27 protein-coding genes are annotated in these 25,766 nt (G+C 59.8%); 11 read left to right on the top strand and 16 right to left on the bottom strand.

The window, feature by feature from the left end; translation table 11 throughout:
* Positions 1-8: 8 nt before the first annotated feature.
* Genes SPHFLASMR4Y_RS15035 through coxB form a run of 6 tightly spaced genes read right to left on the bottom strand, consistent with a single transcriptional unit; the run spans position 9 to position 5,289 of the window.
* On the bottom strand, positions 9-875 hold the full coding sequence (locus tag SPHFLASMR4Y_RS15035; RefSeq protein ID WP_089134271.1) for a cytochrome c oxidase subunit 3: 867 nt from the start codon (positions 873-875) through the stop codon (positions 9-11).
* A 32-nt stretch (positions 876-907) separates the two neighbouring features.
* Entirely contained in the window at positions 908-1,495 is a 588-nt protein-coding gene (locus SPHFLASMR4Y_RS15030; RefSeq protein ID WP_089134270.1) for a cytochrome c oxidase assembly protein, read from the bottom strand.
* The gene (locus SPHFLASMR4Y_RS17205) at positions 1,495-1,656 is read right to left on the bottom strand and encodes a hypothetical protein (protein ID WP_186266115.1); all 162 of its coding nucleotides are present in this window, start codon (positions 1,654-1,656) and stop codon (positions 1,495-1,497) included. The genes SPHFLASMR4Y_RS15030 and SPHFLASMR4Y_RS17205 overlap by 1 nt, the downstream gene beginning before the upstream one ends.
* Positions 1,653-2,558: a heme o synthase gene (locus SPHFLASMR4Y_RS15025; RefSeq protein ID WP_089134929.1), complete on the bottom strand. Its 906-nt coding sequence runs from the start codon at positions 2,556-2,558 to the stop codon at positions 1,653-1,655. Before SPHFLASMR4Y_RS15025 ends, SPHFLASMR4Y_RS17205 begins: the two co-directional genes overlap by 4 nt.
* A gap of 32 nt (positions 2,559-2,590) precedes the next feature.
* Positions 2,591-4,252, bottom strand: a complete 1,662-nt coding sequence (gene ctaD, locus SPHFLASMR4Y_RS15020; RefSeq protein WP_089134269.1) for a cytochrome c oxidase subunit I — start codon at positions 4,250-4,252, stop codon at positions 2,591-2,593.
* A gap of 11 nt (positions 4,253-4,263) precedes the next feature.
* The gene (gene coxB, locus SPHFLASMR4Y_RS15015) at positions 4,264-5,289 is read right to left on the bottom strand and encodes a cytochrome c oxidase subunit II (RefSeq protein WP_089134268.1); all 1,026 of its coding nucleotides are present in this window, start codon (positions 5,287-5,289) and stop codon (positions 4,264-4,266) included.
* 239 nt (positions 5,290-5,528) lie between these two features.
* Here coxB and pyrE point away from each other — a divergent pair, with 239 nt between their 5' ends.
* The 4 genes from pyrE to lepB are packed head-to-tail and all read left to right on the top strand — an operon-like array spanning position 5,529 to position 8,204.
* The gene (gene pyrE, locus SPHFLASMR4Y_RS15005) at positions 5,529-6,122 is read left to right on the top strand and encodes an orotate phosphoribosyltransferase (protein WP_089134266.1); all 594 of its coding nucleotides are present in this window, start codon (positions 5,529-5,531) and stop codon (positions 6,120-6,122) included.
* Positions 6,119-6,853, top strand: coding sequence for a pyridoxine 5'-phosphate synthase (locus SPHFLASMR4Y_RS15000; protein ID WP_409928901.1), 735 nt, complete (start codon positions 6,119-6,121; stop codon positions 6,851-6,853). The genes pyrE and SPHFLASMR4Y_RS15000 overlap by 4 nt, the downstream gene beginning before the upstream one ends.
* A 52-nt stretch (positions 6,854-6,905) precedes the next feature.
* Entirely contained in the window at positions 6,906-7,307 is a 402-nt protein-coding gene (acpS, locus tag SPHFLASMR4Y_RS14995) for a holo-ACP synthase (RefSeq protein WP_089134264.1), read from the top strand.
* Between the two features lie 36 nt (positions 7,308-7,343).
* Positions 7,344-8,204: a signal peptidase I gene (gene lepB / locus SPHFLASMR4Y_RS14990; protein WP_089134263.1), complete on the top strand. Its 861-nt coding sequence runs from the start codon at positions 7,344-7,346 to the stop codon at positions 8,202-8,204.
* Between the two features lie 8 nt (positions 8,205-8,212).
* On the opposite strand, the gene argC is transcribed toward lepB, so the two are convergent.
* The 3 genes from argC to SPHFLASMR4Y_RS17400 form a co-directional block, all read right to left on the bottom strand.
* On the bottom strand, positions 8,213-9,142 hold the full coding sequence (argC, locus tag SPHFLASMR4Y_RS14985) for an N-acetyl-gamma-glutamyl-phosphate reductase (RefSeq protein WP_089134262.1): 930 nt from the start codon (positions 9,140-9,142) through the stop codon (positions 8,213-8,215).
* Between the two features lie 8 nt (positions 9,143-9,150).
* Entirely contained in the window at positions 9,151-10,077 is a 927-nt protein-coding gene (locus tag SPHFLASMR4Y_RS14980) for a C40 family peptidase (RefSeq protein WP_260806995.1), read from the bottom strand.
* 188 nt (positions 10,078-10,265) lie between these two features.
* Positions 10,266-10,394 carry a hypothetical protein gene (locus tag SPHFLASMR4Y_RS17400; protein WP_260806994.1) on the bottom strand — a complete coding sequence of 43 codons (129 nt, stop codon included), beginning with the start codon at positions 10,392-10,394 and terminating at the stop codon, positions 10,266-10,268.
* A 172-nt stretch (positions 10,395-10,566) separates the two neighbouring features.
* On the opposite strand from SPHFLASMR4Y_RS17400, the gene SPHFLASMR4Y_RS14975 reads away from it, so the two are divergent.
* Positions 10,567-12,009 (top strand): amidohydrolase family protein, encoded by a 1,443-nt coding sequence (locus tag SPHFLASMR4Y_RS14975; RefSeq protein ID WP_089134261.1) that lies wholly within the window; start codon positions 10,567-10,569, stop codon positions 12,007-12,009.
* 61 nt (positions 12,010-12,070) lie between these two features.
* Here the strand turns inward: SPHFLASMR4Y_RS14975 and SPHFLASMR4Y_RS14970 are convergent, their stop codons facing one another.
* The 4 genes from SPHFLASMR4Y_RS14970 to SPHFLASMR4Y_RS14955 all read right to left on the bottom strand — a co-directional run bounded on the left by SPHFLASMR4Y_RS14970 (position 12,071) and on the right by SPHFLASMR4Y_RS14955 (position 17,074).
* A complete protein-coding gene (locus tag SPHFLASMR4Y_RS14970) occupies positions 12,071-13,489 on the bottom strand; it encodes a leucyl aminopeptidase family protein (RefSeq protein ID WP_089134260.1) in 1,419 nt (472 codons plus the stop codon).
* A 39-nt stretch (positions 13,490-13,528) separates the two neighbouring features.
* Positions 13,529-15,043, bottom strand: a complete 1,515-nt coding sequence (locus SPHFLASMR4Y_RS14965; RefSeq protein ID WP_089134259.1) for a flavin-containing monooxygenase — start codon at positions 15,041-15,043, stop codon at positions 13,529-13,531.
* 64 nt (positions 15,044-15,107) lie between these two features.
* Complete coding sequence (locus SPHFLASMR4Y_RS14960; protein WP_089134258.1) at positions 15,108-15,440, bottom strand: PilZ domain-containing protein; 333 nt, start codon at positions 15,438-15,440, stop codon at positions 15,108-15,110.
* 89 nt (positions 15,441-15,529) lie between these two features.
* Positions 15,530-17,074, bottom strand: a complete 1,545-nt coding sequence (locus SPHFLASMR4Y_RS14955; RefSeq protein ID WP_089134257.1) for a flavin-containing monooxygenase — start codon at positions 17,072-17,074, stop codon at positions 15,530-15,532.
* A gap of 120 nt (positions 17,075-17,194) precedes the next feature.
* Here SPHFLASMR4Y_RS14955 and SPHFLASMR4Y_RS14950 point away from each other — a divergent pair, with 120 nt between their 5' ends.
* From SPHFLASMR4Y_RS14950 to SPHFLASMR4Y_RS16955, 4 genes are all read left to right on the top strand, one after another.
* Positions 17,195-17,821, top strand: a complete 627-nt coding sequence (locus tag SPHFLASMR4Y_RS14950; protein WP_089134256.1) for a GNAT family N-acetyltransferase — start codon at positions 17,195-17,197, stop codon at positions 17,819-17,821.
* 247 nt (positions 17,822-18,068) lie between these two features.
* On the top strand, positions 18,069-18,398 hold the full coding sequence (locus SPHFLASMR4Y_RS14945) for a hypothetical protein (protein WP_089134255.1): 330 nt from the start codon (positions 18,069-18,071) through the stop codon (positions 18,396-18,398).
* Between the two features lie 349 nt (positions 18,399-18,747).
* Positions 18,748-19,968 (top strand): SIR2 family protein, encoded by a 1,221-nt coding sequence (locus SPHFLASMR4Y_RS14935; RefSeq protein WP_145955559.1) that lies wholly within the window; start codon positions 18,748-18,750, stop codon positions 19,966-19,968.
* A 117-nt stretch (positions 19,969-20,085) separates the two neighbouring features.
* Entirely contained in the window at positions 20,086-21,222 is a 1,137-nt protein-coding gene (locus SPHFLASMR4Y_RS16955; protein ID WP_145955558.1) for a hypothetical protein, read from the top strand.
* A 217-nt stretch (positions 21,223-21,439) separates the two neighbouring features.
* Here SPHFLASMR4Y_RS16955 and rimO read toward each other — a convergent pair whose 3' ends face one another.
* Positions 21,440-22,822: a 30S ribosomal protein S12 methylthiotransferase RimO gene (gene rimO / locus SPHFLASMR4Y_RS14925; RefSeq protein WP_089134251.1), complete on the bottom strand. Its 1,383-nt coding sequence runs from the start codon at positions 22,820-22,822 to the stop codon at positions 21,440-21,442.
* 175 nt (positions 22,823-22,997) lie between these two features.
* Here rimO and SPHFLASMR4Y_RS14920 point away from each other — a divergent pair, with 175 nt between their 5' ends.
* Both SPHFLASMR4Y_RS14920 and SPHFLASMR4Y_RS14915 read left to right on the top strand, forming a co-directional pair.
* A complete protein-coding gene (locus tag SPHFLASMR4Y_RS14920) occupies positions 22,998-23,411 on the top strand; it encodes a DUF1761 domain-containing protein (protein WP_089134250.1) in 414 nt (137 codons plus the stop codon).
* Between the two features lie 220 nt (positions 23,412-23,631).
* A complete protein-coding gene (locus tag SPHFLASMR4Y_RS14915) occupies positions 23,632-23,892 on the top strand; it encodes a hypothetical protein (protein WP_260806993.1) in 261 nt (86 codons plus the stop codon).
* Between the two features lie 13 nt (positions 23,893-23,905).
* On the opposite strand, the gene SPHFLASMR4Y_RS14910 is transcribed toward SPHFLASMR4Y_RS14915, so the two are convergent.
* The gene (locus SPHFLASMR4Y_RS14910) at positions 23,906-24,625 is read right to left on the bottom strand and encodes an esterase/lipase family protein (protein ID WP_145955557.1); all 720 of its coding nucleotides are present in this window, start codon (positions 24,623-24,625) and stop codon (positions 23,906-23,908) included.
* Between the two features lie 76 nt (positions 24,626-24,701).
* Positions 24,702-25,760, bottom strand: a complete 1,059-nt coding sequence (locus SPHFLASMR4Y_RS14905; RefSeq protein WP_089134247.1) for a potassium channel family protein — start codon at positions 25,758-25,760, stop codon at positions 24,702-24,704.
* Positions 25,761-25,766: the final 6 nt, after the last annotated feature.

The raw sequence follows: 25,766 nt of genomic DNA, 5'->3' as shown, positions 1-25,766 counted from the left end.
GCGCTGGCCTAGTGGACCGGTGCGCCCCAGCCGCCCCAGACATAGACGACGACGAACAGGAACAACCAGACCACATCGACAAAATGCCAGTACCAGGCAGCCGCTTCAAAACCGAAATGCTGTTTCGGGGTGAAGTGGCCCTTATAGGCCCGGGCCAGACAGACGATCAGGAAGATCGTACCGACCAGAACGTGGAAGCCGTGGAAACCGGTCGCCATGTAGAAAGCCGAGCTGTAATTGATTCCGGCGAACGGGAATGGCGCTACGCTATATTCATAGGCCTGGATGAAAGAGAACAAAACACCCAGAATGATCGTCAGCCACAGGCCGGTGATCATGCTCTTGCGGTCGCCATGCAGCAGCGAGTGGTGCGCCCAGGTGATCGTGGTGCCGGAGCACAACAGGATCATCGTGTTGAGCAGCGGCAGTTCGAAAGCATTGAGAACCTCAATGCCCTTGGGCGGCCATTGCAGCAGCGCCGCAGCACCCTCCTGGCCGATATAGTTGGTGGTAATGCCATCAACCAGTTCGATCGGCTGAGGGAACAGCGAGAAATCGAACCAGGCCCAGAACCAGCCGACGAAGAACATGACTTCCGACGCGATGAACAGGATCATGCCGTAACGCAGATGCAACTGCACCACCGGCGTATGGTCGCCGGCGTGGGCTTCCTTGATCACGTTGGACCACCATGCATAGAAAGTCAGCGCGACAGCCGATGTGCCGATCGCGAAGAGCAGCGGGCCGAATGCATAGATATCGCTGTGCATCCAGCGAATGCCGCCAATGGCCATGACAAAGGCAGAAAACGAACCGACTAGCGGCCAGATGTCTGGCGGCAGAATGTGATAATCATGATTTTTGGCACCGGCCATAATTTTTCCCTAACCTTACTCTCGAATGTTTCTTAGCTGTCGCCCGCACCGGCGTCCAGCGCCTGCTGGTCGGTTGAACGGTAAAAGGTGTAGCTAAGTGTAATTTCCTTGATGTCCTTGGTTTCCGGATCATCCATGATCGCCGGATCAACATAATAGAGAACCGGCATCCGCACCGTTTCTCCCGGCTTCAGGACCTGCTCGCTGAAGCAGAAACACTGGACCTTGTTGAAATATTGACCGGCCAGCAGCGGCGTCACGTTGAATGTCGCCGTGCCGACAACCGGCTCGTCGCCGTTATTGGTCGCAATGAAGATCGCCATGTCGCGAGCGCCGACGGTAACATGATCGACCGCCTGCTCCGGCTTGAACGACCAGGGCAACGCCGAATTGACGTTGGAATCGAAACGGATCGACATCACCTGACTGCTGGTCTGCACCGTGGCTGCCTGCGCGGCATCGACTCGCTGCGTCGTTCCGCCATAGCCGGTGACCCGGCAGAACACGTCATATAAAGGCACTGCGGCAAAGCCCAGTCCGAGCATGCCCAGTCCCATGAGCGCAGCCATCATGCCGCTGCGCCGGTTCTTGTTCGAGAGAGTGGCCTGGGCAGTTGTCATCAGGAGGCCGTCCCGATTTTGACGATGGTGATAAAGTAGAACAGCACGACCATGAAGCCGAGCAGACCGGCCAATATGATCGCCCGATGCTTCTGGCGCGCCTGATAGGCTTTCTGCTCTTCCGGGCTCATCGGCGCTCTATCTCCATCCGGCTTGCTCATGCGAATATCATCCGGTCCGCGACAACCGCTGCGAACAGCGCGAAGAGATACAGGATCGAGAATTTGAACAGGCGCTTTTCCGCCGCCATGTCTTCCGGTTCGGTGGTTTTGCTGCGCCCAACCTGCCAGGAGAACACACAGAATATTGTGCTGAGCACGATCGATGCGCCGCCGTAGACCGGCCCGGCCAGACCAAGAGCGAAAGGCGCGATGGCTACCGCTGCCAGGATCAGGCTGTAACCGAAAATCTGCGTGCGGGTCGACTGCCGGCCGGCAACCACCGGCATCATCGGAATGCCCGCCTTGGAATAATCGCTGTTCACAAACAACGCGAGCGCCCAGAAATGCGGCGGTGTCCAGAAAAAGATGATGGCGAACAGCAATATCGGCATCAACGTCACATCACCGGTCACAGCCGCCCAGCCGATTGCTGGCGGAAACGCCCCGGCGGCACCGCCGATCACGATATTCTGCGCAGTGCTGCGCTTCAGCCAGATGGTATAGACGACGGCATAGAAGAAAATCGAGAAGGCGAGAAAGATCGCACTGAACCAGTTGACCGCGACGCCCATCAGCAAAACCGAGAAGACCGAAAGGCCAATGCCGAAATGCAGCGCGGTTTCGCGATCCATCCGCCCGGCAGGCAGTGGCCGGCCCTGCGTCCGCTTCATCACTGCATCGATATCGGCTTCATACCATTGGTTGAGCGCGGCCGAAGCCCCTGCGCCAAGGCTGATCGCGAGTATTGCAGTGAAGCCGATGACCGGGTGAATCGTACCCGGCGCTGCCAGCAAACCACAAAGAGCAGTGAAAATGACCAGCGACATCACGCGCGGCTTGGTCAGCGCGAAGAGATCCTTCGCGCTGGCCAGGCCTTGTATGGTTTGCGACGCAGTGGTCATTTTGCTTTCCAAGCTACCGGTTGATTCTCAGATCACTTGATCTGAGGCAGCGTTTCGAACTGGTGGAACGGCGGCGGGCTGGTCAGGGTCCATTCCAGCGTCGTTGCGCCTTCGCCCCAGTAATTGCCTTCCGCCTTGCGGCCAGCCAGCAACGACCATCCGATGTTCACGAAGAAGATCAGCACGCCGACCAGCATCACGGCATAGCCGATCGAGCTGATCTGGTTCCAGTAAGCAAACTGCTCCGGATAGTCGGCATAGCGCCGTGGCATGCCCTGCTGTCCGAGGAAATGCTGCGGGAAGAACAGGATGTTCACGCCGATGAAGAATATCCAGAAGTGGAGCTGCCCCAGCAGTTCGCTGTACATCCGTCCCGACATTTTCGGGAACCAGTAATAGAAGCCGGCGAAGATCGAGAAGACCGCACCCAGCGACAGCACATAGTGGAAGTGCGCCACCACATAATAAGTGTCGTGCAGATTGTCATCGATACCGCCATTGGCCAGCACAACGCCGGTCACGCCACCAACGGTGAACATGAAGATGAAGCCCAGGGCCCAAATCATCGGCGTCTTGAAGGTCATCGAACCGCCCCACATGGTCGCGATCCACGAGAAGATCTTGATGCCGGTCGGCACCGCGATCACCATGGTGGCTGCGGTGAAATACATTTTCACGTTAACCGACATGCCGGTGGTGAACATGTGGTGCGCCCAGACGACGAAGCCGACCACACCGATGGCAACCATGGCATAGGCCATGCCGAGATAGCCGAAGACCGGCTTGCGACTGAAGGTCGCGACGATATGGCTGATCATGCCGAAACCGGGCAGGATCATGATATAGACTTCAGGATGACCGAAGAACCAGAACAGATGCTGGTACAGGACCGGATCACCGCCACCGGCCGCATCATAGAAGGTCGTGCCGAAATTACGGTCGGTAAGCAGCATCGTAATCGCTGCGGCAAGCACAGGAAGCGCGAGAAGCAGCAGGAATGCGGTTACCAGAACCGACCAGACGAAGAGCGGCATTTTGTGCAGGGTCATGCCCGGCGCGCGCATATTGAAGATGGTGGTGATGAAGTTGATTGCACCGAGGATCGAGGATGCACCGGCAAGATGGAGCGATAGAATCGCCATATCTACCGCCGGGCCAACCGAACCGCTCGTCGAGAGCGGCGCGTAAACCGTCCAGCCGGTGCCGGCACCGTTACCGGTACCACCCGGCACGAAAGAGGAGCCGAGGAGCAACAGGAACGCGGGAACCAGCAGCCAGAAGCTGACATTGTTCATCCGCGGAAAGGCCATGTCCGGCGCACCGATCATCAGCGGCACGAACCAGTTACCAAAACCGCCGATCATTGCCGGCATGACCATGAAGAAGACCATGATCAGGCCGTGCGCGGTAATCAGCACGTTCCACAGGTGATAGGCCTGATCCATCGACGCTTCGCTGCCGTTGGAAATGCTCGCCCAGGCCTGCAGATACTGGATGCCTGGCTCAGCCAGTTCGAGACGCATCAGACCGGAAATGGCACCACCGATGATACCCGCGACAATCGCGAAGATCAGATAGAGTGTGCCGATGTCCTTGTGGTTGGTCGACATGAACCAGCGCTGGAAAAAGGCCGGCTTGTGATCCGCGTCATGCGCGTGATCGTCGATATGGCCATCTGCTGTGATTGTTGTCATTGCTCTAACCCTCAGTTGGTCGCAGCAGCTGCATCAGCAGCCGCAATTTCGGTGGTCGCTTCGTCGGCAGCAGCGTCGGTCGCAGCAGGCTCGGCTGCCGCGCCTTTCACCGTACCGCCATTGGCGAGAACCCAGTTGTTGAATTTCTCTTCCGAGAGCACTTCCACCGTGATCGGCATGAAGCCGTGCCGTGCGCCGCAAAGTTCGGAACACTGGCCATAGTAAACACCCTCACGGTCAATCTGCAGCACTTTCTCGTTGATCCGGCCAGGAACCGCATCCAGCTTGAACCACGCCGAAGGAATGGCAAAGCTGTGAATGACGTCAGCCGCGGTAATCAGCAGCTTGACAGGCTTGCCAACCGGAATGACCATCCGGTTGTCAGCAGCCAGCTGATACGGCTCGCCGCGCGCTTCCGATTCTTCTTCGGAAAGCATGTTGGAGATGATTTCGAAATCACCATTGTCGGGATAGCTATACCCCCAATACCACTGATATCCCGTGATTTTCACGGTCAACGCCTCTTCCGGTGCCGGCTCGAACTGGCGGGCCAGAAGGCTGATCGACGGAACGGCGATGACCACGAGGATCAGAACCGGAATAACCGTCCAGATAATTTCGATGAATGTATTATGCGTCGTTTTCGACGGTTCGGGGTTGGCACCGCGACGAAAACGCAGGACGACCCAGAACAGCAGTCCGAGAACGACCAGGCTGACGCCAACCATCATCGGGACCAGGATCGCATTGTTGATCCAGTGGGCCGTCTGGCCGGTTTCGCTAAACTGTTCCTGGAAATCAATGCCGCCATTGACCGGCATGCCAACGCCCGGCGTTGGTTTCATCGGGGTATATAGAGCCGGATCGAGACCGGACGCAGTGGCTTCGGCTGCTGCCGGAGCATCCGCCGCTTCCAGTTCGCTGCTGGCCGCCGGTTCTACGGACGGCGCTGCCGGCAACGCTTCCTGCGCCGACAATGCTGTTGGCGTGAGAATCAGGCCGATGGCCAGAATCCAAGCTTTCACAAAATGAGTCATATATCGCTCAACCCTATCTTACCCCAAGTTTCGGTAGTTTTCCGGCGATGGCTCGGCAATTGGAATCACAAAGCCCGCGTCCGGAATAGTCCGATTGCGGCGGCTTATAGGCATGGTTGCCGCCAGCCTCAAGCTACCGAATAGATATTTTTTCAGTTTTTTGCCTTTAATTTTTCTGGCAATGCAGTCGCAATATGCCCATTTGGGCAGAAGGAAGATAAATAGAGCGGGATGAAACATTGACAGAAGACGAGATTTTAGCCGAATTCCGAAGCTGTGACGCCTTGCTGCAGGGCCATTTCATCCTCTCGTCCGGACGCCATAGCAGCAAATATCTGCAGTGCGCGCGGCTGTTGATGAACCCGGCGCGGGCAGCCCGCGTCGCCGACGCCCTGACGGCCCAGATCCCGCAGAATATCAGGCGCTCGATCGATATCGTGGTGTCTCCGGCAATGGGTGGCGTCATTATCGGCCATGAAATGGGCCGTTCGCTTGGCCTGGATGCGCTGTTTCTCGAACGGCCGGAAGGCACATTCGAACTGCGTCGCGGTTTTCGGCTGGAGCCTGGCCAGAAAGTGCTGATGATGGAAGATGTCGTCACCACCGGCCTGTCTTCGCGCGAAGCGATACAGGCGATCCGGAACGCCGGCGGCGATGTCATTGCCGCCGGGGCGCTTGTCGACCGTTCCAATGGAGCCGCGCAATTTGATGTCCCCTTCTTCCCGCTGGTGACGCTGGACGTGCCCTCTTATGCGGCCGATGAAGTCCCCGCCGATCTGGCCGCCATACCGGCGACCAAACCGGGCAGCCGCGCGGAACCCGCATCGGCGTGAGCGACGCCAACTCCCTCCGGCTCGGCGTCAACATCGACCATGTTGCCACTATCCGCAACGCACGCGGCGGCGATCATCCCGAACCGGTGCGCGCGGCGCTGATGGCCGCAGAAGCCGGCGCTGACGGCATCACCGCCCATCTCCGCGAAGACCGCCGCCATATCCGCGACGATGATCTCAGCGTGCTGATGGAAAAGCTCACCATTCCGCTCAATCTGGAAATGGCGGCAACCGACGAGATGCTGGCCATAGCGCTGCGGCACCAGCCGCACGCTGCCTGCATCGTTCCGGAAAACCGGGAAGAACGGACCACCGAAGGCGGGCTGGATGCCGCCGGTCAGCACAACCGGCTGACCGATTTTGTCGGCCAGCTGAAAGAGGCGAATATCCGGGTCAGCCTGTTCATCGAACCCGACCCCCGCCAGATCGAGGCCGCCATCCGCCTCGGCGCGCCGGTGGTCGAATTTCACACCGGCCATTATGCCGAGGTCACCGGAGCCGAACGCGAGGCCGAACTGCGCCGGATCGCCGATGCCGCGGCCCTGGCGGCGAAAAACGGTATCGAGCCGCACGCCGGACACGGGCTGACCTTCGACAATGTCGTCCCGATCGCCGCCATCCCGCAACTGAAGGAACTGAACATCGGCCATTTTCTGATCGGCGAAGCGATATTCAGCGGGCTTGACGGCAGCATCCGCCAGATGCGCGAATTGATGGACGAAGCACGGTGAGGATAGCGAAGAATCTTTCCTCCCCGCCTCTACGCGGCACGGAGGACATAATATGATCATCGGTCTCGGCTCCGACCTCTGCAATATCGAGCGCATCCAGAATTCGCTCGACCGCTTTGGCGAGCGGTTTGAAAATCGCGTCTTCACCGAACTCGAGCGCGCCAAGGCCGCGCGGCGTCCCTTCACCAAGGCCGGCACCTATGCCAAGCGCTTCGCCGCCAAGGAAGCCTATTCCAAAGCCGTCGGCACCGGCTTCCGCGCCGGCGTGTTCATGAAGGATATCGGCGTCATCAATGCCAAGAGCGGCGCGCCGACGCTCGCCCTGACCGGCGGCGCGAAGAAACGTCTCGACGCCCTGACACCGGCAGGATATGAAACATTCGTTCACCTCACACTCACCGACGATCATCCATGGGCACAGGCCTTCGTGATCATTGAAGCCCATCCGCTCTAGCAACAGTGCGCTTGGACCGGAAACCAGAGACCAAATATGTCGATAGATAAAACCGCAGACAGCGGCTCCAGCGAAAAACCGGAGAAGACCGACTGGGTCGGCGAATTCAAGAGCATTGCCCTGCTGTTGCTGGCGGTTCTCGCCTTCCACAGTCTGGTCGCCAAGCCTTTCTACATTCCCTCCGTTTCGATGATGCCCGGCCTGCTTGTCGGGGACCGGCTGATTGTCAGCAAATATGCCTATGGCTGGTCCTGGGTCTCGCCGACCTTTCACATCCTCCCGCGCATGGAAGGCCGGCTGTTCGGCAGCTTGCCGGAACGTGGCGACGTGGTGATCCTGACACCGCGGGACCAGAGCAGCGACTATATCAAGCGGGTAATCGGTCTGCCCGGCGACATTGTCGAGCTGCGTGGCGGCCAGATATTCCTCAACGGCATCGCGGTCAGACAGGAGGTCCAGCCCGATCTGCAGCTGCCGATCGATGCCAATTCCCCGTGCGGAGACAATGAATTTCCCGGCGCGCGCGGTACAGACGCTGCCGGCACCCCGGTTTGCAACCTGCCGATCCTCCGCGAGACCCTGCCCAATGGTGTGAGCTATGATATTATCGATCTCGGCCCGCAATATACCGATGATGTGGCACCGGTCGAGATACCCGAAGGCCAGGTCTATCTGCTCGGCGACAACCGCGATCTCAGTGCCGACAGCCGGGTCGCCAGCCCGCTGGGCCTCGGCGGTGCGATTCCGTGGGAGAATATCGGCGGACGCGCGGAATTCATCACCTTCTCGCTTGATGGCACCACGACGCTCAATCCGCTGACCTGGTGGGGTGCTTTCCGTAGCGGGCGTGCCGGCACCAGCCTGCGGCCGGCCAGAGCGGCAGCCGCCGCCGAATAGGCAAGCGCCTAGAGCCGCAATCCTGCGGTTTCGTCCAGCCCGGCCATGATATTGAGATTCTGCACGGCCGCGCCCGACGCGCCCTTGCCCAGATTATCAAGCCGCGCGATCAGCCGCGCATGATCGCCTTGGGCATTGCCGCAGACGAACAGCTCAAGCCGGTCTGTCGGTGCATCATTCTCGCTGATCAACAGCTCTGACAAGTCGCCCCTGCCCTGAACCGACACGATCCGGGATCCGGCATAAAAACCGCTCAACACGTCAAGCAGCCGGTCCGCGCGCGCGCTTCCCATGGCTCCGAGATGCAGCGGCACATCGACCAGCATGCCCCGGAAGGCGCGGATCACCGACGGCGCGAAAATCACATCATGTGTCAGACCGGCATAGGCTTTCATCTCGGGCAGATGCTTATGGTCGAAATTCAGGCCATAGCTGCGGAAGCCGAGATCAGGCTCCTGCGCAAAGCGCTCGATCAGCGCTTTGCCCCCACCGGAATAGCCGGACACCGCATTCATCACATAGGGCCAGTCGGCCGGCAGCAGCCCCTTTGCGATCAATGGCGCAAGCAGCGCCAGAAAGCCGGTCGGATAGCAGCCGGGATTGGACACGAAGCGCGCGCCTGCAATAGCATCGCGCTGGCCGTCGCGAAACTCCGCGAAACCATAGGTCCAGCCATCGGCGACCCGGTGCGCGGTGGAAGCATCAATAAAGCGCGTGCGATCATTGTCGCACAGCGCCACTGCCTCGCGTGCCGCATCGTCAGGCAGACAGAGAATGACAAAATCGCTGTCATTGATCGCCTCGCGCCGCGCGGCCGGATCCTTGCGCTGCTCATCGGGCAGCCGGACCATGGAAAATTCATCGCGTCCGGCCAGCCGTTCGGCAATCTCCAGGCCAGTGGTGCCGACCGCACCATCTATGAAAACAGTCTGCGTCATATTTCGTCTCAGGAAAGCCGCTTGCGGGCCAATATCGGCTGTTCGGCGGTTTTGGCAAAGCGGGCCACTATGTCGGCCAGCGGCTCGACAATCACCTGCATCGCGTGTGAAGTGGAGTGGATGATCCGTTCCTCGTCGACCATCAGGCCGACATGATCGGGGAAGAATATCAGATCGCCGCGTCGCAGCGCCGCATCCCCGTCAATCTTCTCGCCCAGAGTGGCAAGCTGCTGGTCGGTGTCTCGCGGCGCATCGATACCGGTGAGCATCAAGATCATCTGGATCAGACCCGAACAGTCGAGGCCGTCGCCGCTGCGGCCACCCCAGAGATAGGGTGCTCCGATCAGCTGTTCGGCCAGCGCCGCCGTCCCGTTGCTGCCGTCAAACACGACCTTCGTGCCGATCGCCTGAACGTGACGGACATGGACATAGCCCTTGCCGGTTTTCAGGAAATTGCCGCATTCGCTGGCTTCGCCGCAGGCAATGCGCGCACCCATCGGCAAACGCTTCATCACGCTCGACTTATGATCCGGCTCGACAAAGACCAGCGCTGCGCGGGCAAAGATCAGATGCGTCGGCTCGGGCGTCTTCTTCTGATGCTGCAGCGCGTGGACCGGCACATAGCCGACATAGCTGTCATGGCCGCAATAACCCCAGGCCCAGTCGCCCGCGATGTCCAGCACGTGAAAATCCTCGCCGTGCAGCAATTCGGAAATCGCTTCATGATCCTTGCCGGGCAGCTTGCGCAGCATTGCCTTCGGCGCCGAACAGCGCATCGGCATGGGTTCCGCATAATGCGGCGCAAACATTTTTCCGGCGAGCGCTATATCCGCCAGGTCCCCGCGATGCGCCGTGATCCTGGGGTCAAAATCCCCTTCAGGACCAATCAGCACGAATTTTGCGTGCGCGCCTGTGTCTGCAGTTTCCATGTCCATGCGTCTAGAAATCCCACTAGCGATAAAAAATGTCTGTTGCTCTGCGGCTTAAGCGCCATGTGACAAAGCGATGACAATCGACCGCCTTTAAACGACCTGGGACCGTTTAATCAAGCGGTGTCGCTGTTAGCGGAAGTGCGGGCTTGAAATGCCGGGTCCTGTTCCGGAAAAATCCGGCTTGCGGAGGATCAGGAAGCCCGGAAGAGACTGGTCAGCAACGCGTCCGTCTTTTCGTGAATCTCGGACAGCTGGATCAACTCCGGTTTTGCATAAGGCTTTTTCTCGCCTTCCCGCTTATCCTGTACTGCTGCGTTCATTTCAGCGCCCTTTCAAAATCTGCTAATTGGATTTTATTTTGTTCCCTGTCCGGCGGCATGTCAATAATTCCGGCAACTTGCACGCCCTCCCGCGAGCAACGCGCTTCACGGCGCGGTCAGCAATAAAATTTTGACCACTACAGGTCCAAATGCTATTTTTGCCCGACAATAGATGGAGGCATTTATCATTAGATTACTCACGGCCGTCGCGGCTATTTTCGCGATTCTGTTCGCGCCCGCTCCGCTAGCCGCACAGACAGAAGCGCCGCTCCTTCTGCGCAATGTCCGCATTCTCGATCTCGGCGGATCAGACCCGGCGCTGCAAACCGGCCAGTCCATTCTTATCGATGGCGGAATTATCAAGGCCATCGGGCCAATGGCTGCGCTGTCCGCACCGCCCGCTGCCCGCGTGGTCGACGGAGGCGACCGGATCGCGATGCCCGGCCTTGTCGATATGCACGTCCACCTTTGGGACAAAGCTGCGCTGGGCGCCTATCTCGCACACGGCGTCACGACGATCCGCAATGCTTCCGGCATGCCCTTTCATCTGCGCCTCGCGCAAGAAATCGCGGCCGGACAAATCGCCGGCCCGCGCCTGATCACGACCGGTCCCATTCTCAACGGCGACGGCCCCAATGCTCAGGTAAACCACCAGATCGTCTCGAACGGCACCGAGGCACGGGCCGCAGTTCGCGCCCAGCATGAGGCCGGATACCGACGCATCAAAGTCTACTCAAACCTGTCCCGCGAGGCCTATGAAGCGGCGCGCGACGAAGCCAGAGCACTCGGCATGGCGGTCATGGGCCACACGCCCGAGGGCATCCGGGAGCCGGGCATGCCGCGGACACGCCCTTTCAATATCGCGTTCGAAGAATTGCTCGACGACGGGTTCATTACCTTCGAACATATCGAATCGATCGTCTGGCATGGCTTGCGCGACGCGCATGACGAGGCCGCCGCAAAAAATCTGGCCTCCCGGGTTGCAGCCGCCGGCGTGCCGGTCGATGCGACCCTTCTGGCCTTCTACAATCTGATGCGGGTTGCCGAGACGCGCGGAGAATATCTCAATCGACCCGGCGTGGACATGTTGAATCCGCTGGTTGTGGCCCAGGAACAGGAAAATTACGATCGCTGGTCCGGCGAAGCGATCGCCCCGGCGCGCGCCGCCTTTGATTTTTACAAGCGAGCGACAAAGATTTTCGCAGATGCCGGCGTCCTGATCGTCACCGGCAGCGATGCGGGTATTTTCACCAATATTCCCGGCCGTTCCCTGATTCAGGAGCTTCACCTGCTGTCCGAAGCCGGCCTGTCACATGCCGAAGTCCTGCGCGCCGCAACGCAAAATGCTGCATTGGCGCTCGGCGAAGCGGATGGAGCGGGCCGTATCGCGCCCGGCCATCGCGCCGACCTCATTTTGCTCGACGGCAATCCGCTGGACGATCTGGATGCTGCGGGGAGTCCGGCCATGGTGATCGCCGGTGGACGTCTCTATGACCGGGCTGCGCTGGATCAGCTGCACGGGGCCGCCAGCCAGCCGGATTTGGCGCGGACCCAACGCAATCTGCTGGAGGGTTTGCAGGCGCAGGGCGGCGATCCGTCCGTACTGGGCGAATAGCCTGCCTGTTGATCGGGCGACAATCGGCGCGCCGGCGGAAGTCCCGCCAAGCCGCTGTCGATTATTGCCCGTAACGCCCCCGCAAATAGCGCCAGCTCGCCCGCAGGCCCAGTGCTTCCCCGCCTTGCGGGCGGCCCGGCTTGGCTGCGGGTCGCCAGGCAAATGTATCGAAATGCGCCCAGGACGCTGATTCAGGCGCGAATTTCTTGAGGAACAGCGCCGCGGTAATGCAACCGGCAAAGCCGCCGGAAGCGCTGTTCACGCAATCGGCGATATTGCTGTTCAGCATCGCGTCATAGCCGGACCAGAGCGGCATCTGCCACAATGGATCGCCTTCTTCGTCGCCGGCCTGCAGCAGACCGGCCGCCATTTCGCTGTCATCGCAGAACATCGCCGGCAAATCCGGACCGAGGGCGACGCGAGCCGCACCCGTCAATGTCGCGAAATCGATCATCAGCTCCGGTTCTTGCTCGCCGGCCAGGGTCAGCGCATCGCCCAGCACCAGCCGTCCTTCGGCGTCGGTATTGGTAATCTCGACGGTCAGCCCCTTGCGGCTGTGCAATATGTCACCGGGGCGCAGGGCATGGCCGTCGATTGCGTTTTCCACCGCCGGTACCAGCAGGTGCAGTTGCACTGGCAGCCGCGTCTCCATCACCAGTCTCGCCAGAGCGATGGCATGGGCAGCGCCCCCCATATCCTTTTTCATCAGCATCATGCCGGCCGGCGACTTCATCGAAAGCCCGCCGCTGTCGAAGGTCACACCCTTGCCGATGATCGCGATTTTCGGATGATCGGCCTTGCCCCATTTCAGCTCGAGCAGACGCGGCGCATGGGCGCGCATCGCCGCCTTGCCGACGCCGTGGATCATCGGGAAATGTTCTTCCAGCGTATCTCCCCGCGTCACTTTCAGCTCCGCGCCATGTTCGGCCGCCAGCTTGTCGACAATATCCTCCAGCCGGTCCGGGCCCATGTCGGCCGCTGGCGTGTTGACCATATCGCGGACCATCGCGCTGGCATCGGCCTGGCGCACGGCTTCGTCGCGCTGCCCGATGGCATCATTGACCAGCAACACGCTCGGCCCCTGGCGGTCGGGCAAGTCCTTGTAACGGTCAAATTCATGCTGCGAGATAAGCCAGCCGAACAGGGCACCCTTGGCGCTGATATCCTGCAACCGGTAATGGCCCTCGGGGAGGCTGCCGCCGATCTTGGCCAGAGACCAGGCATCGAGCCGGGCCACATCCGCCACGCCCGCAACCACCGAAAAGTCGGACGCAACCGACTTGTCATCGCTCTTGCCCGCCGCCGGGGGCAGAAGAAGATAGCTGTCGGCCTTGCCGGAAAATTGGTTGGCCGTAACCAGCGACCGGATATTCTCCGGCTGCCCTTTCAGCCAGTCTTCAAAATTGCCGACATCCAGCAACTGGATGGAGCGTGCGGTCTGGCCGGTATCGGCCTCGATCAATGCCTTGAAATCAGTCATTTGACCGCTATAGCCGCAGATCAGGCCAAGCGCGAGACTCTATTCGGCGGCAATCGTGTCGGTTTCACGCTGTTCCGTCGGCATGCGATAGACCGCCGCGCCGGGCTTCGAAAAGACCATCACGCCATCATCGATCGCCTTGTGCCGCAGATTGATGATGTCCTTCGGGAAATTCTGGTTGAGCCGCCACGGTTTGCGATCGCCCTGTTTCGGCAGATGCTTGATCGCCCGCTGGACATAGCCAGAGCTGAAATCGAGCATCGGTTCGGTGCCGATCAGGCCGTCGGCCGGCAGGGTCGGCGTTGCGATCGGCGTGCCGTTCTTGTCCATATAGTTGATCAGGCGACAGACATATTCGCTGGTCAGGTCGGCTTTCAGCGTCCAGCTCGCATTGGTATAGCCCATCGTCATCCCGAAATTGGGTATGCCGGAGAACATGACGCCCTTGTAATTGATCTTTTCGCCGAAATTGACCAGCTTCCCGTCAACCGAAATGGTCGCGCTGCCGCCGGTCAGCATTTTCAGCCCGGTGGCCGTGACGATGATATCCGCCGCGATGATCTTTCCGGATTTCAGCCGGATGCCGTCCCTGGTGAATGTTTCGACATGATCCGTGACGATCGACGCCTTGCCGGATTTCAGCGCGTTGAACAGGTCGCTGTCGGGCACCAGACACAGGCGCTGGTCCCAGGGATTATAGCTGGGCGTGAAATCGGTCATGTCGACATCGCTGCCCATCTCCTCTTTCACCATTTCCAGCAGCCGGCCCTTGAACGCGCCCGGCTTCTTGCGCGCCAGATTGAACATGAACAGCCCCATCAGGACATTTTTCCAGCGAGTCAGCAGATAGGCGAGCTTGCCCGGCAGGAATTTGCGCATCCGCAGCGCCCATTTGTCTTCACCCGGCCGCGATACGATATAGGTCGGCGACCGCTGCAACATGGTTACATGCGCGGCCGTTTCCGCCATCGAGGGGACCAGGGTCACGGCGGTCGCGCCGCTGCCGATCACCACCACCTTCTTGCCGGAATAATCCAGATCTTCCGGCCAGAATTGCGGATGGACAATCGGTCCGGCGAAATCGGCTTTGCCCGGGAAGTCGGGATCATGCCCTTCCTCATAGCTGTAATAGCCCGAACACATGTGCAGGAAATTGCACTGCACGGTGTCGATCGATCCGTCGCCGCGCTGCAGGCTGACCGTCCACAACGCCTCGGCGCTCGACCAGTTGGCATCGACAACCTTGTGGTTGAACCGGATCTTGTCCCGCAGACCATATTCCGCGACGGTTTCGTTGAGATATTCGAGAATTGACGGCGCGTCGGCAATCGCCCGGCGCGCGGTCCAGGGTTTGAAATTATAGCCCAGAGTATACATGTCGCTATCCGAGCGGATGCCGGGATATTTGAACAGGTCCCAGGTCCCGCCCAGCCGCTCCCGCGCCTCGACGATGGCAAAGCTTTTGCCCGGGCATCTTTTGGTCAGGTGAACCGCCGCGCCGATACCGGACAGACCGGCACCGACAATCAGAACGTCAAAGATCTTGTTTTCCATGATTCCATCTTACTGACATGATTGTCAGTTGGCAAGCGGCGGATTGTGGGCAGGCAGAATGCCGCTATTCGCAGATCAGTGTCAGCCGCCGGAACAGCTTCTGGTCGAGGGTCTCGTCGAAGCGGCAGCCGACATGGCCATCCCGGCACCAGATCGCGGTCGCGGAGATCGGATTGCTGTCTGCAAAGCGCAGCCAGATCCGGCTGCCCTCGGCAATCATGCTGTCGCTGGCAACCCGGCAACCGTAGATCGAGAGATCGACCAGCTCGCCCTGCCTGGCGGTTTTGCCATGTTGCCGGATCGCGGTTCGCTGGATCTGCACCGGATGACGGAACGCCTTGCGCTGTTCGATCAGCGCCGGTTCAACCGTGCGAAATTGCGAATTCATATAACCCATGCCCAATCCCCCGCGGGATTGACTAGAGGATGTTGCTCAACAAATGGTTAAGCATCCGCCGGCGCTGCCCGCCGTGGCGGCCGGGGCGCTTATTCGGCGGCTTCGAGAGCCGGCTCGCCCGCCTCCGCCCCCTGTTGCGAATTGGGGCCGTAAAAGCGGAGCACCCCGTCATCGACCGGATCGTTGCGCAGGATTTTCTTGTCGAAGAGATAGTCCTGGTTGAGCTTCCACGGCATGGCGGTGCTGTTGCGCGGCAATTCATCGATCGACCGCTGGATATAGCCGGACGAGAAATCGAACAATTGCTCCTGCTCCAGCTCCGTGTCGAGCACCGGATTGGCGATCCGCGTCGCGGTCGCGTCCATGTGGTTGAGCACGCGGCAGGTAAATTCCGACACGATATCCGCCTTCAGCGTCCAGCTCGCGTTCAGATAGCCGAAGACGATCGCCAGATTGGGAATGTCGGAGAACATGCAGCCCTTGTAATAATAATGGTCGGGCCAGTGCACCGGCTTGCCGTCCACTTCGAAGGCGACCTTGCCGGCCACCGCCAGTTTCAGCCCGGTCGCGGTGACGATGATATCCGCGTCCAGCGTCTCGCCGGATTTCAGCCTGATGCCGCTTTCGGTGACCGTGTCGATATGGCCGGTCTTCAGATCCGCCCGGCCCGCGGCAATCGCCTTGAACATGTCGCTGTCGGGCACCAGGCACAGCCGTTGCTCCCACGGACCGTAAGGCGGCGTGTAATCTTCCTTCACATATTTGTCGCCCAGCTCTTTCTTGAGCGGCTTTTCCAGCTTGCGGATGACCTTTTCCGGATTGTCGCGCGAGGTGCGGAAAGTGATGTCCTGCATCCACACATTCTTCTTGCGGATGATCGCATAGGCCCATTTCTCCGGCATGATCTTGCGCAGGAAATTGGCCAGAGCGTCCTTCGCCGGGCGCGCCGCATACCAGGTCGGCGTGCGCTGCAGCATCGTCACATGGCTGGCCTTTTCCGCGACCACCGGGACAATCGTCACCGCCGTCGCGCCGCTGCCGATGATCACCACCTTCTTGCCCGCATAGTCGAGATCCTTGGGCCAGAATTGCGGGTGGACGACCTCGCCCCTGAAATTCTGCAAGCCCTCGATCTGCGCGTCATAGGGATGGTCATAATCATAATAGCCGGCGCCCATATAGACGAAATTGGCGTGCATCGTGACCTGGCTGCCGTCGGCTTTCTCCGCCGTCACCGTCCAGCGCGCCTCCTCGCTCGACCAGCTCGCCGACAGCACCTTGTGGCCGAAACGGATATGTTTCTCCAGATCATGCTTGGCCTTGATCCGGTGGAGATATTTGATGATCGAGGGGCCGTCGGCAATCGCCTTCTGCTCGGTCCACGGTTCGAAATTGAAGCCCAATGTGTGCATGTCGCTGTCGCTGCGGATGCCGGGATACTGGAACAGGTTCCACGTTCCCCCGATCTCGTCGCGCCGCTCGACAATGGCAAAGCTCTTGCCCGGACATTTGTCGCGCAGATGCACCGCCATGCCGATCCCGGAAATGCCCGCGCCGACGATCAGCACGTCGACCGATTCTGCTGCTGCACTGCCTTCGTTCACGATCCGGGTCGTCCCAGTCACTTCAGTCATGCCGTCTCTCCCAGCTTTTTTCCACCTTATGCCATTGGCGGGAACGAGTTGCAATTAGAGATTTAATTGGCCGGTTAAGACTCTCTGTTCCTCTGCGGCAAAAACCGCTAAAGTGGCGCAATGAACCGCATTCCGATCACTCGCAGCCCGGTTCCGGAAGCCAAGGCCGCCGCCATCCGCGCCGCCGTCGCCAGCGCCACCAGCCTTGCCGCGGACGGCGACTCGTCGCGCCTCGCCACGGCCGATGACGCCGCCGCCTTCCACGCCTTTCTCGACGACCCGCAGATCCACGCGCCGATCTACACCCTGCCCCGCCCGCTGACCGTGGAGTCGGTGCGCGCCTTCATCGCCGACCATCAGGCACAGCACGAACAGGGCAGCGGGCTGCTGTTTCTCAGCTTCGACGAACAGGGCCGCATTGCCGGCTATAGCGATATCTGCGTCTGGCCCGAATGGGCGGCCGGCGAGCTCGGCGGCGCGCTCCACCCCGACCGCCAGGGCCAGCGCCGCGGCGTCGAGGGCGCGCGGCAGAGCTTTGCCTGGATGTTCGAATGCCTGGGCCTCGACCTGATCTGCGAAACCGCCGCCCCCGACAATATCCGCACCGCGCACCTGCTCGACGGCCTCGGCTTCACCCGCAGGGGCGAGATCGTCAGCCAGCGCGCCGACGGCAGCACCCGCCCCTCGCTGGTCTGGGAAATCACCCGCGCCGAGTGGCAGCGCCTGTGGCTCGATGGCGAGGGGTAAAGGCTGAAGGATTCAACAGCCTGGCCCGTTAGTGGTGAGCCTGTCGAACCACGCCTCGCGTCGCCAGCCGCCCTTCGACAAGCTCGGGACTAGTGGATTGCCTTCGGGATTGTCCAGCCGCTCCCAACTCCCTGAAGGGAGAAGGAAGCCACCCCTTAACAGCCTCCGCAAAGCATGATAGCGCCGCGCCATCGAAACGCTTGCCCTCCTGATCGGCCTGGCCCTCGCGGCCTGCGGCCTGACGCTGATGATCCGCAGCGACCTGCTGTATATCCGCGGCGGCACCCGGCGCGTGCCGGCGCAGATCGTCCGTCACCAGATCCAGCGGCGCGGCGGCGCGACGCTGTACAGCGCGGTGCTGCTGGTGCCCGATGGACGCGGCGGCTTTATCGAGGTCCGCGACCCGCTGACCACGCCCTTCCCCACCCCGGTGATCGGCGAGCGCCTCACCGTCGTCCACCCGACCGGCTACCCGGCAAAGGCCCGCATCCCCTATCCGTGGTTCCGGGCGGGGGTTTATGGCGTGCTGGGCTATGGGTTTGTGGTGTGTCTGTTGGGGGTTACGGGGTTGGGGTGAGGGGTTTGCTCGTGCGAGAGGAGGGCTACTATGCTTTATCCCGACGCCGACAAGGCCTATATGGAGCAACGGATCAGACAGGAAACGGATGGCGCCTATGGCATCGAAAATATTGAAGAATGAATGCAAGCCTGTGCCGCTAGCGACATTCGCACGCGATGTCGCGCGCCGCATAACGCTGTCCGGGATAACCGATCTGCCGCAAAGTTCTGGCAAGTGCCGGACCGATAGCAAGAGGGCGCTTTTGAAGGCGATTGAGGCGACCGGGAAAAGTTGGTCTGCTAATTAGGGGACGGGGGACAATTGCGGCTATCATCGTATTTCAAATCTGATTGAGGATATTAAACTTTTGAACAGACCGGTCATTCTTCTAGGAGCAGGCGCATCAATGGATGCCGGCCTGCCTGATGCGCTCGGGTTAACTGAAGTCGTTTATGACGAACTGCATAAACCCGAGTATGGAAGCCAACGAATTCTCTTCGGCTACGTAATTTCAAAGCTGCAAGCAAGACAAGTTCTTTCCGGGGGTTCACCGTTTAACAAGGTCAATATTGAAGACGCATACGATGCAATCTTACGTCTTCTCAGCCGAAATAGTGATCCCCTGTCAGAATTTGTTTATAGCTGGGATCCAATCCTGGACCACATCAAGCCCAAATTTAATGAGAAAAAATTCATGAAAGGCATAATTGAGGCCATTCAGGATCAATCTCGGAACCGATCCCATGGACTTGTTCACGTCAACCAGCATCGACTCCATGAAGCCGCAAAATCAATTTCTGAGGCAGTGAACTCGGATAAAAATATCGATGATTCTTCTCAAACTGCTGCAATGTATATCGATATTTTGGTGAAAATACTTTCGAATCCTCCACATTCTATCAAATACTTAGATAAACTTGTTAGCTGGTCCGATAGAAGGAATGCGATTGTGGGAACTTTAAACTACGATATGCTCGTCGAAAATTCTTGCGTTTCAAACAATTGTACTTGGGATTACGGGCTGGATGAATGGAGTAGTCGGCAATTTGTCGGCTTCAAAAAGCAGTCGATTAACCTGATAAAGTTGCACGGCTCTATCAATTGGAGTGGCACTTTAGACGACATAATAGTCCACGATACCCCACCAGAAATTTCTAAGTGGCATCGGTCAAACGCTTCGATGATATTCGGAGGTCAAGACGGAAAGTTGCGAGTAGATGGGCCATTTCTAAATCTACGATATGAATTTGAAAAATCTCTCAACAAATCCAACAGACTAATAATTATCGGTTATTCTTTTAGTGATGCCCACATTAATTCTATCCTGCGTAGATGGGTGGCCTCGCGGAATAAGGCAAAAATGATCATAGTTAATCCAGGGGCGGTAGATTTTGGGTTAGATGTTTTTCAGCAATCGTACACGAACAAAGAAAACGAACGCCTGAAAACTGTGGATATCACCCATATTAAGCGAACAGCGGCACATGGCATAGACAAAGCACTGGAAGTTTCGGATTCAAGATTCAATCCTAACTATGAGCACAAGAATGGTTTTCTTCCACACATTTTAGTAACTAGAATTGAGTAAATGACCCTTTCCTACAACAAGCCAAATAGGTTATTTTAACTCCCTTTAACAAACCATCCCTACCCCGCCGTACCTCTGTGCTGCGGTCAGGATGGTCCCTTATAAGGAGTAAAACCTATGACATTTCAGGATGAATTTATTCACCGCCTGCGGGTGGTGCGGGGTGAGGCTGCGGGGGATGGTGGGGAGGATGCTCGAGATAAATCCGTTCGTCTCGAGCGCAGTCGAGAGACCGGTGATGGCGAAGGCGCGGGTGAAGACCAGAACAAGCCCCTCCTCTTCAGAGGAGGGGACATAAGGGGTGGTGGCGATGCGGATGCATCGCTCGCGTCAGCGAATGGGGGTGGTGCCGAGGAGACGGGACTGGAGCCTCAGCAACGCCACCCGGCCGAGAGAAACCACCCTAACCCCTCCTTTGAAAAGGAGGGGCTTTCAGATTCCGTTAGCCCTGAGCCTGTCGAAGGGCGCCTATCGGACGAGGAGCGTGGTTCGACAGGCTCAGGGCTAACGGACACACACCCCTCCCCAACAACCCGCCACGACGGCTGGCACCCCGAACTGCGCGTGAAATTCCTCGAAGCCCTCGCCCGCACCGGCAATGTCCAAGCGTCGGCCTATTTTGTCCAGCGCAGCCGCCAGTCGGCCTATGACCTGAAGCGGCGCGATCTGGATTTTGCCCGCGCCTGGCTGGCGGCGCTGGTGCTGGCGCGGGAGGAGGCGCAGGACAGGTTGCAGGAGCGGGCGATCGAGGGCATCGAGGAGCCGGTCTATTATCATGGCGAGGTGGTGGGCATGCGCCGCCGCTACGACAGCCGCCTGCTGCTCGCGCATCTGGCGCGGCTCGATCGTTTAGCCGAGCAGATCCCGGCCCAGCGCGGCGCCGCCCGCTTTGGCGCAATGCTCGAGGCCATTGGCAAGGGCGAGGACACCGCGCCGCTGATCGCCACCCCGACCGAGGAGGAGCTGGCGACGCTGGCCGGCGCGGCGGAGGCGCTTCCGGGGACGGGGCCGGGACCGGATGAGGAAGACGACCTGCCGGAATTTTACGCGGTCTGCGATCCCGACCATGACGACGCGCCCTGCTATTACCGCATGCCCCCCGAGGAAGCTGCAGAAATAGAGCGCGACTGTCCCGGCGTCACCGCCACCCCCACCGGCATCCGCCGCGAAGCGGAAATCAACGCGCTGCCCTGGCACCTGGAAGCGACGTTCGAAGGCGGGGGCGACGCGGCGGAGAAGGGAATTTATCTATAACCGTGTAAAGTGTGTAAAGTTCGGGTGGAATGATGCAGCGCACTCGGCATCCGCAACAGCACCCTCATCATCCTGAACCGCTGCTTCCTGATCGAAAGCACATCCGTTCGGAATGACGGTGAAGATATACCCGTTTGTCCTGAGCTTGTCGAAGGACGCCTCTCGTCTGAACACTGTCCTTCGACAGGCTCAGGACGAACGGCGGGACAGCATGCCCCTAACCCGCAGCAACCCCGAACAGGTCATGCTCGTCGGCATCTTCGATCACCGCGTCGATGATATCGCCGACCGCAAGGCCCGCGCTCACATTGCGCAGGAACACATTGCCATCGATCTCCGGCGCATCGGCCTCACTCCGCGCGGTGGCACCGATGTCGCCATCCTCGTCGGCTTCGCCGATCTCGTCGATGATCACGGGGAGCGTACGGCCGACCTTGGCCTGCAGCTTGGCGGCGCTGATCCGGGCGGTGACGTCCATGATCCGCTGGTATCGCTCTTCCTTGACCTCTTCGGGCACGGCGCCGTCGAGCAGATTGGCCGCCGCGCCCTCTACAGGCTCAAAACGGAAAGCGCCGACCCGGTCGAGCTGCGCTTCCTCGAGCCAGTCGAGCAGATATTGGAAGTCCTCTTCCGTCTCGCCGGGGAAGCCGACGACGAAGGTCGAGCGGATCGTGAGATCGGGGCAGATGTCGCGCCAGCTCTTGACCCGCTGCAGCACCTTGGCCTCGTTGGCCGGGCGCTTCATGCGTTTGAGAACATTGGGCGCGGCGTGCTGGAACGGGATGTCGAGATAGGGCGTGATCTTGCGCTCGGCCATCAGCGGGATGACCTTGTCGACATGCGGATAGGGATAGACATAGTGGAGCCGGGTCCACACGCCCTGCCCTTCCGGTGTCCGCAGTTCGCCAAGAGCAGCAGCGAGATCGGTCATATGGGCGCGGACTTCGCGGCCCTGTCCGGTCGGGCCGTTCCAGACGCGCGGTTCATGGCGGATATCGACGCCGTAGGCAGAAGTGTCCTGGCTGATGACGAGCAGCTCTTTCGTGCCGGCCGCGACCAGCTTCTCCGCCTCGCGCAGGATCGCGTCCGGGCGGCGGCTGACCAGATCGCCGCGCAGGCTGGGGATGATGCAGAAGGAACAGCGGTGGTTGCAGCCTTCGGAAATCTTGAGATAGCTGTAATGGCGGGGCGTCAGCTTGAGACCGGCGTCGGGGACGAGATCGACGAACGCGCCGCGGGCTGCCGGGGCCGCAGCGTGGACCGCGGTGACAACGTCCTCGTACTGATGCGCGCCGGTGACGGCGAGCACATCGGGGAAGCGTTCCATGATCAGGTCGGCCTCATTGCCCATGCAGCCGGTGACGATCACCCGGCCGTTCTCGGCCATCGCCTCGCCGATCGCCTCGAGGCTCTCTTCCTTGGCGCTGTCGAGAAAGCCGCAGGTGTTGACCAGCACGACATCGGCGCCGGCATAGTCGGCCGACATGTCATAGCCGTCGCTTCTGAGCTGCGTCAGGATGCGTTCGCTGTCGACCAGCGCCTTGGGGCAGCCGAGCGAAACCATGCCCACTTTGGGCGGAGAAGGGATTTGGGTAGCCATAGGGCGCGGCCTTTAGGCGCAATTGCCCCGCGAGTCACGCCAGATATGCAATCGCCGCTGCCGTCACCACTTCCCGCGAACTTGTCGAAAAGCCGCTGGCGGCGTATAAACGGCCCCGATCCGCGCGGCATGGTCGGGAAAACCTGGACTTCGCGGGCATGACAGGGAGGATGATATGAACATTTTCGATGTGAACTGGATTGCGGTCATTGTCGCCGCGCTGGCCGGTTTTCTGGTCGGCGGCATCTGGTACGGGCCGGTGATGGGCAGGAAGTGGATGGGCGCTGTCGGGCTGACCGAAGAGCAGATCAAGGACGGCAATATGGGCATGATCTATGGCGGCGCCTTTGCCTTCAGCCTGGTCGCCTCGTGGACCCTCGCCCATACATTCGCGACCTATGCCGCGGATCTGGATTTCGGGGTGAAGGTTCTGACCGCCTTTGGCGTCGCGCTGGGCTTCATCGTACCGGCGATCGGCACCAACTATCTCTTCTCGCAGAAGAGCAAGACATTGTTCTTCATCGATGCCGGCTACTGGCTGCTCTTCTACACCGCCATGGGCGTTGTCCACGCCTGGTTTGGGCAATGAATAGAGAGCGTTGGCACAGGGCTCCGGATATCGAACGGGCATGAAGACGCCGGGGTCGCCAACAAGTGGGAGGGAGAGGCAACGCCCGGCTTGCTACACCAATGGCTGGCCGGCAGAAAAGTTCCCGCCCCGGTCAAAAAAATGCCCGTCAATTGAACCAGCACCCTTCTCCATGCGTAGCCCCTGCATCAACATCCGATGCAACAGCGGGAGCAACAGAATGGAACTGGTCGACATATTGCGGTGGTCCGCGAGTATCAGCGGCATGATCGCCGCCGCGATGGTCTCGCTCAACGCGGGCGCCAAGGTCAGCGGCTATGGATTCGTCCTGTTCTGCGGCTCGTCGGTCGTCTGGATCGCCGCCTCGCTGCTCGACGGCAACAACCCGCTGGCGATCCAGAATGTCGTGTTGCTCGGGATAAACCTGTTTGGCGTCTACCGCTATCTGTGGCGCAAGCCGAAGGAGACGGCGGCGGACTGAACCGGCGCACCGCTCAGCCCCGCCCGGCGAGCGTGTCGGCGATGATCCGCCAGACCCTGGGGTTGAAGCCCAGCCCCATATGCCCGCCATCGACGCGGATATTGCGGGCCTGCGGATTGTAGATATCCCTTGCGATATCCGGCCCGACAATGCCGTCGCGATTGGAATAGAGCACGGTCAGCGGCTGGTCGATGCCGATACTGTTGCGCTGATGCACTTCGCGCTCAAACTGGTCGAGGCGCAGATCATTGGCTTTGGCAAAGCGCTGGCCGGGCGTAGTATATTTGGGACCGCCGATGACTGGTGTGCCCATGGTAATCACCTCGCGCACCAGATGGGGGGACAGGCGCGCAGTCTCCCGGGCGATGATCCCGCCCAGCGACCAGCCGATCAGGGTGAAGGCCTGCTCGCCATTGGCGGCAAACCGCTCTTCCGCGACCGCTGTAAAGCGTGCCACATCGCGGTCCACCGCCCCCTTGTTGCGGCCCAGCGACCAGTCGACAACATCATAGTTGATCCGCCTGAGAAAGCCCTCCAGCGGGCGCATCGACAATTCGCTGCCGCCATAGCCGGGGATCAGATAGACCGGCCGGCCGTCGCCACGCGGTGCCGTTACCAGCCGCGGCCACTGCAAGCCAAAGCGCATGAGATCAAGCGGCAGGGTCAGCTCCCCCAGTTGCGCCAGCCTGTGCGGCGGACGGAGTCCGGTGGGCATGTCTATCGTGTCGGCCATCAGCAAGCTCCGTCAGTGAGCTGCCTAGATAGTGGCTTATTTCGCAGGTGCAACATGAACCAAGGTACACACCGGTTCAGGCTTCTTCCTTCTCCGGCGTCTCGGCACCGTTGCCGGGAATGATCTCGACGATGACATCACCGGCTTCCAACTGCTTTGCTTCCGGCTCCCAGAACCCGATTACCGCGTCCCCGCGATAGATGCGCACGCCCAGACCATTGCCGACGACTTCGCTCATCGCCATGCCGACTTCATCCTCGGACACGGACCGCTGGACCAGTTTGACCCGGCCAGTGGCAGAAGCAAGATCGCTGAGATAGTCGGAAATCTTGGCTCCTTCGCAACTGCCGGCGAGCAGCAGGCCGGCAAAGCTGACCGGGTTGATGACCGTAGTCGCGCCCGCCTGCCGCGCCAACAGCTCATTGTCCGCTGCCTTGATCGATACGCTGATCGGCAAATGATAGGCCAGATGGCGCGCTGTCAGCACGATCAGGATGCTGGTATCGTCCCGTCCGGCCGATACGATCAGCGACCGTGCGCGCGAAATTTTCACGTTCATCAGGGCATTGTCGCGCGTGGCATCGCCGTTGATCACCGCACAGCCCAGTTTTTCAGCTTGCGACAAGGCTTCGTCGGAAGAGTCGATAACGACAATTTCCTCCGGATCGGTCCCGCGCGCGAGCAGTTCGTGCACAGCTTCGCTGCCACTCGTACCAAAGCCGGCGATCACGATATGGTCGTGCAAATTGCTTTGAATCAGTTTCATGCGCCAATTGTCCCAGGTTCGTTTGAAAACAAAATTATAGGCCGTACCGACAAAGATTAGCACGACGAAGATACGGATAGGAGTCACAACGAGCGCATCGAACATGCGCGCCCTTTCCGTCACCGGAGCGATGTCGCCATAGCCGGTGGTGGTGATCGAGATCATCGTGAAATAGACGACATCGAGAAAGCTGACATCCCCGTCATAGCTGTCCTGCAGACCATTTCGGTCGAAATAATGTACCGCCACAGCCATGCCGATCAGGGCGAGAACAAAGGTTACACGCCACGCAATATCGGCCCAGACCGGCAAGCTGGGTCGCCGCCGGAGGGTAAAATAATCGGAAATCTTGCGATTGCTGTCTGCCATGACCGG

This window comes from Sphingorhabdus sp. SMR4y, from assembly GCF_002218195.1.
Lineage (GTDB): Bacteria > Pseudomonadota > Alphaproteobacteria > Sphingomonadales > Sphingomonadaceae > Parasphingorhabdus.
The sequence above is the reverse complement of the archived record's forward strand: the minus strand, read 5'-3'. Positions and strand labels throughout refer to the sequence as shown.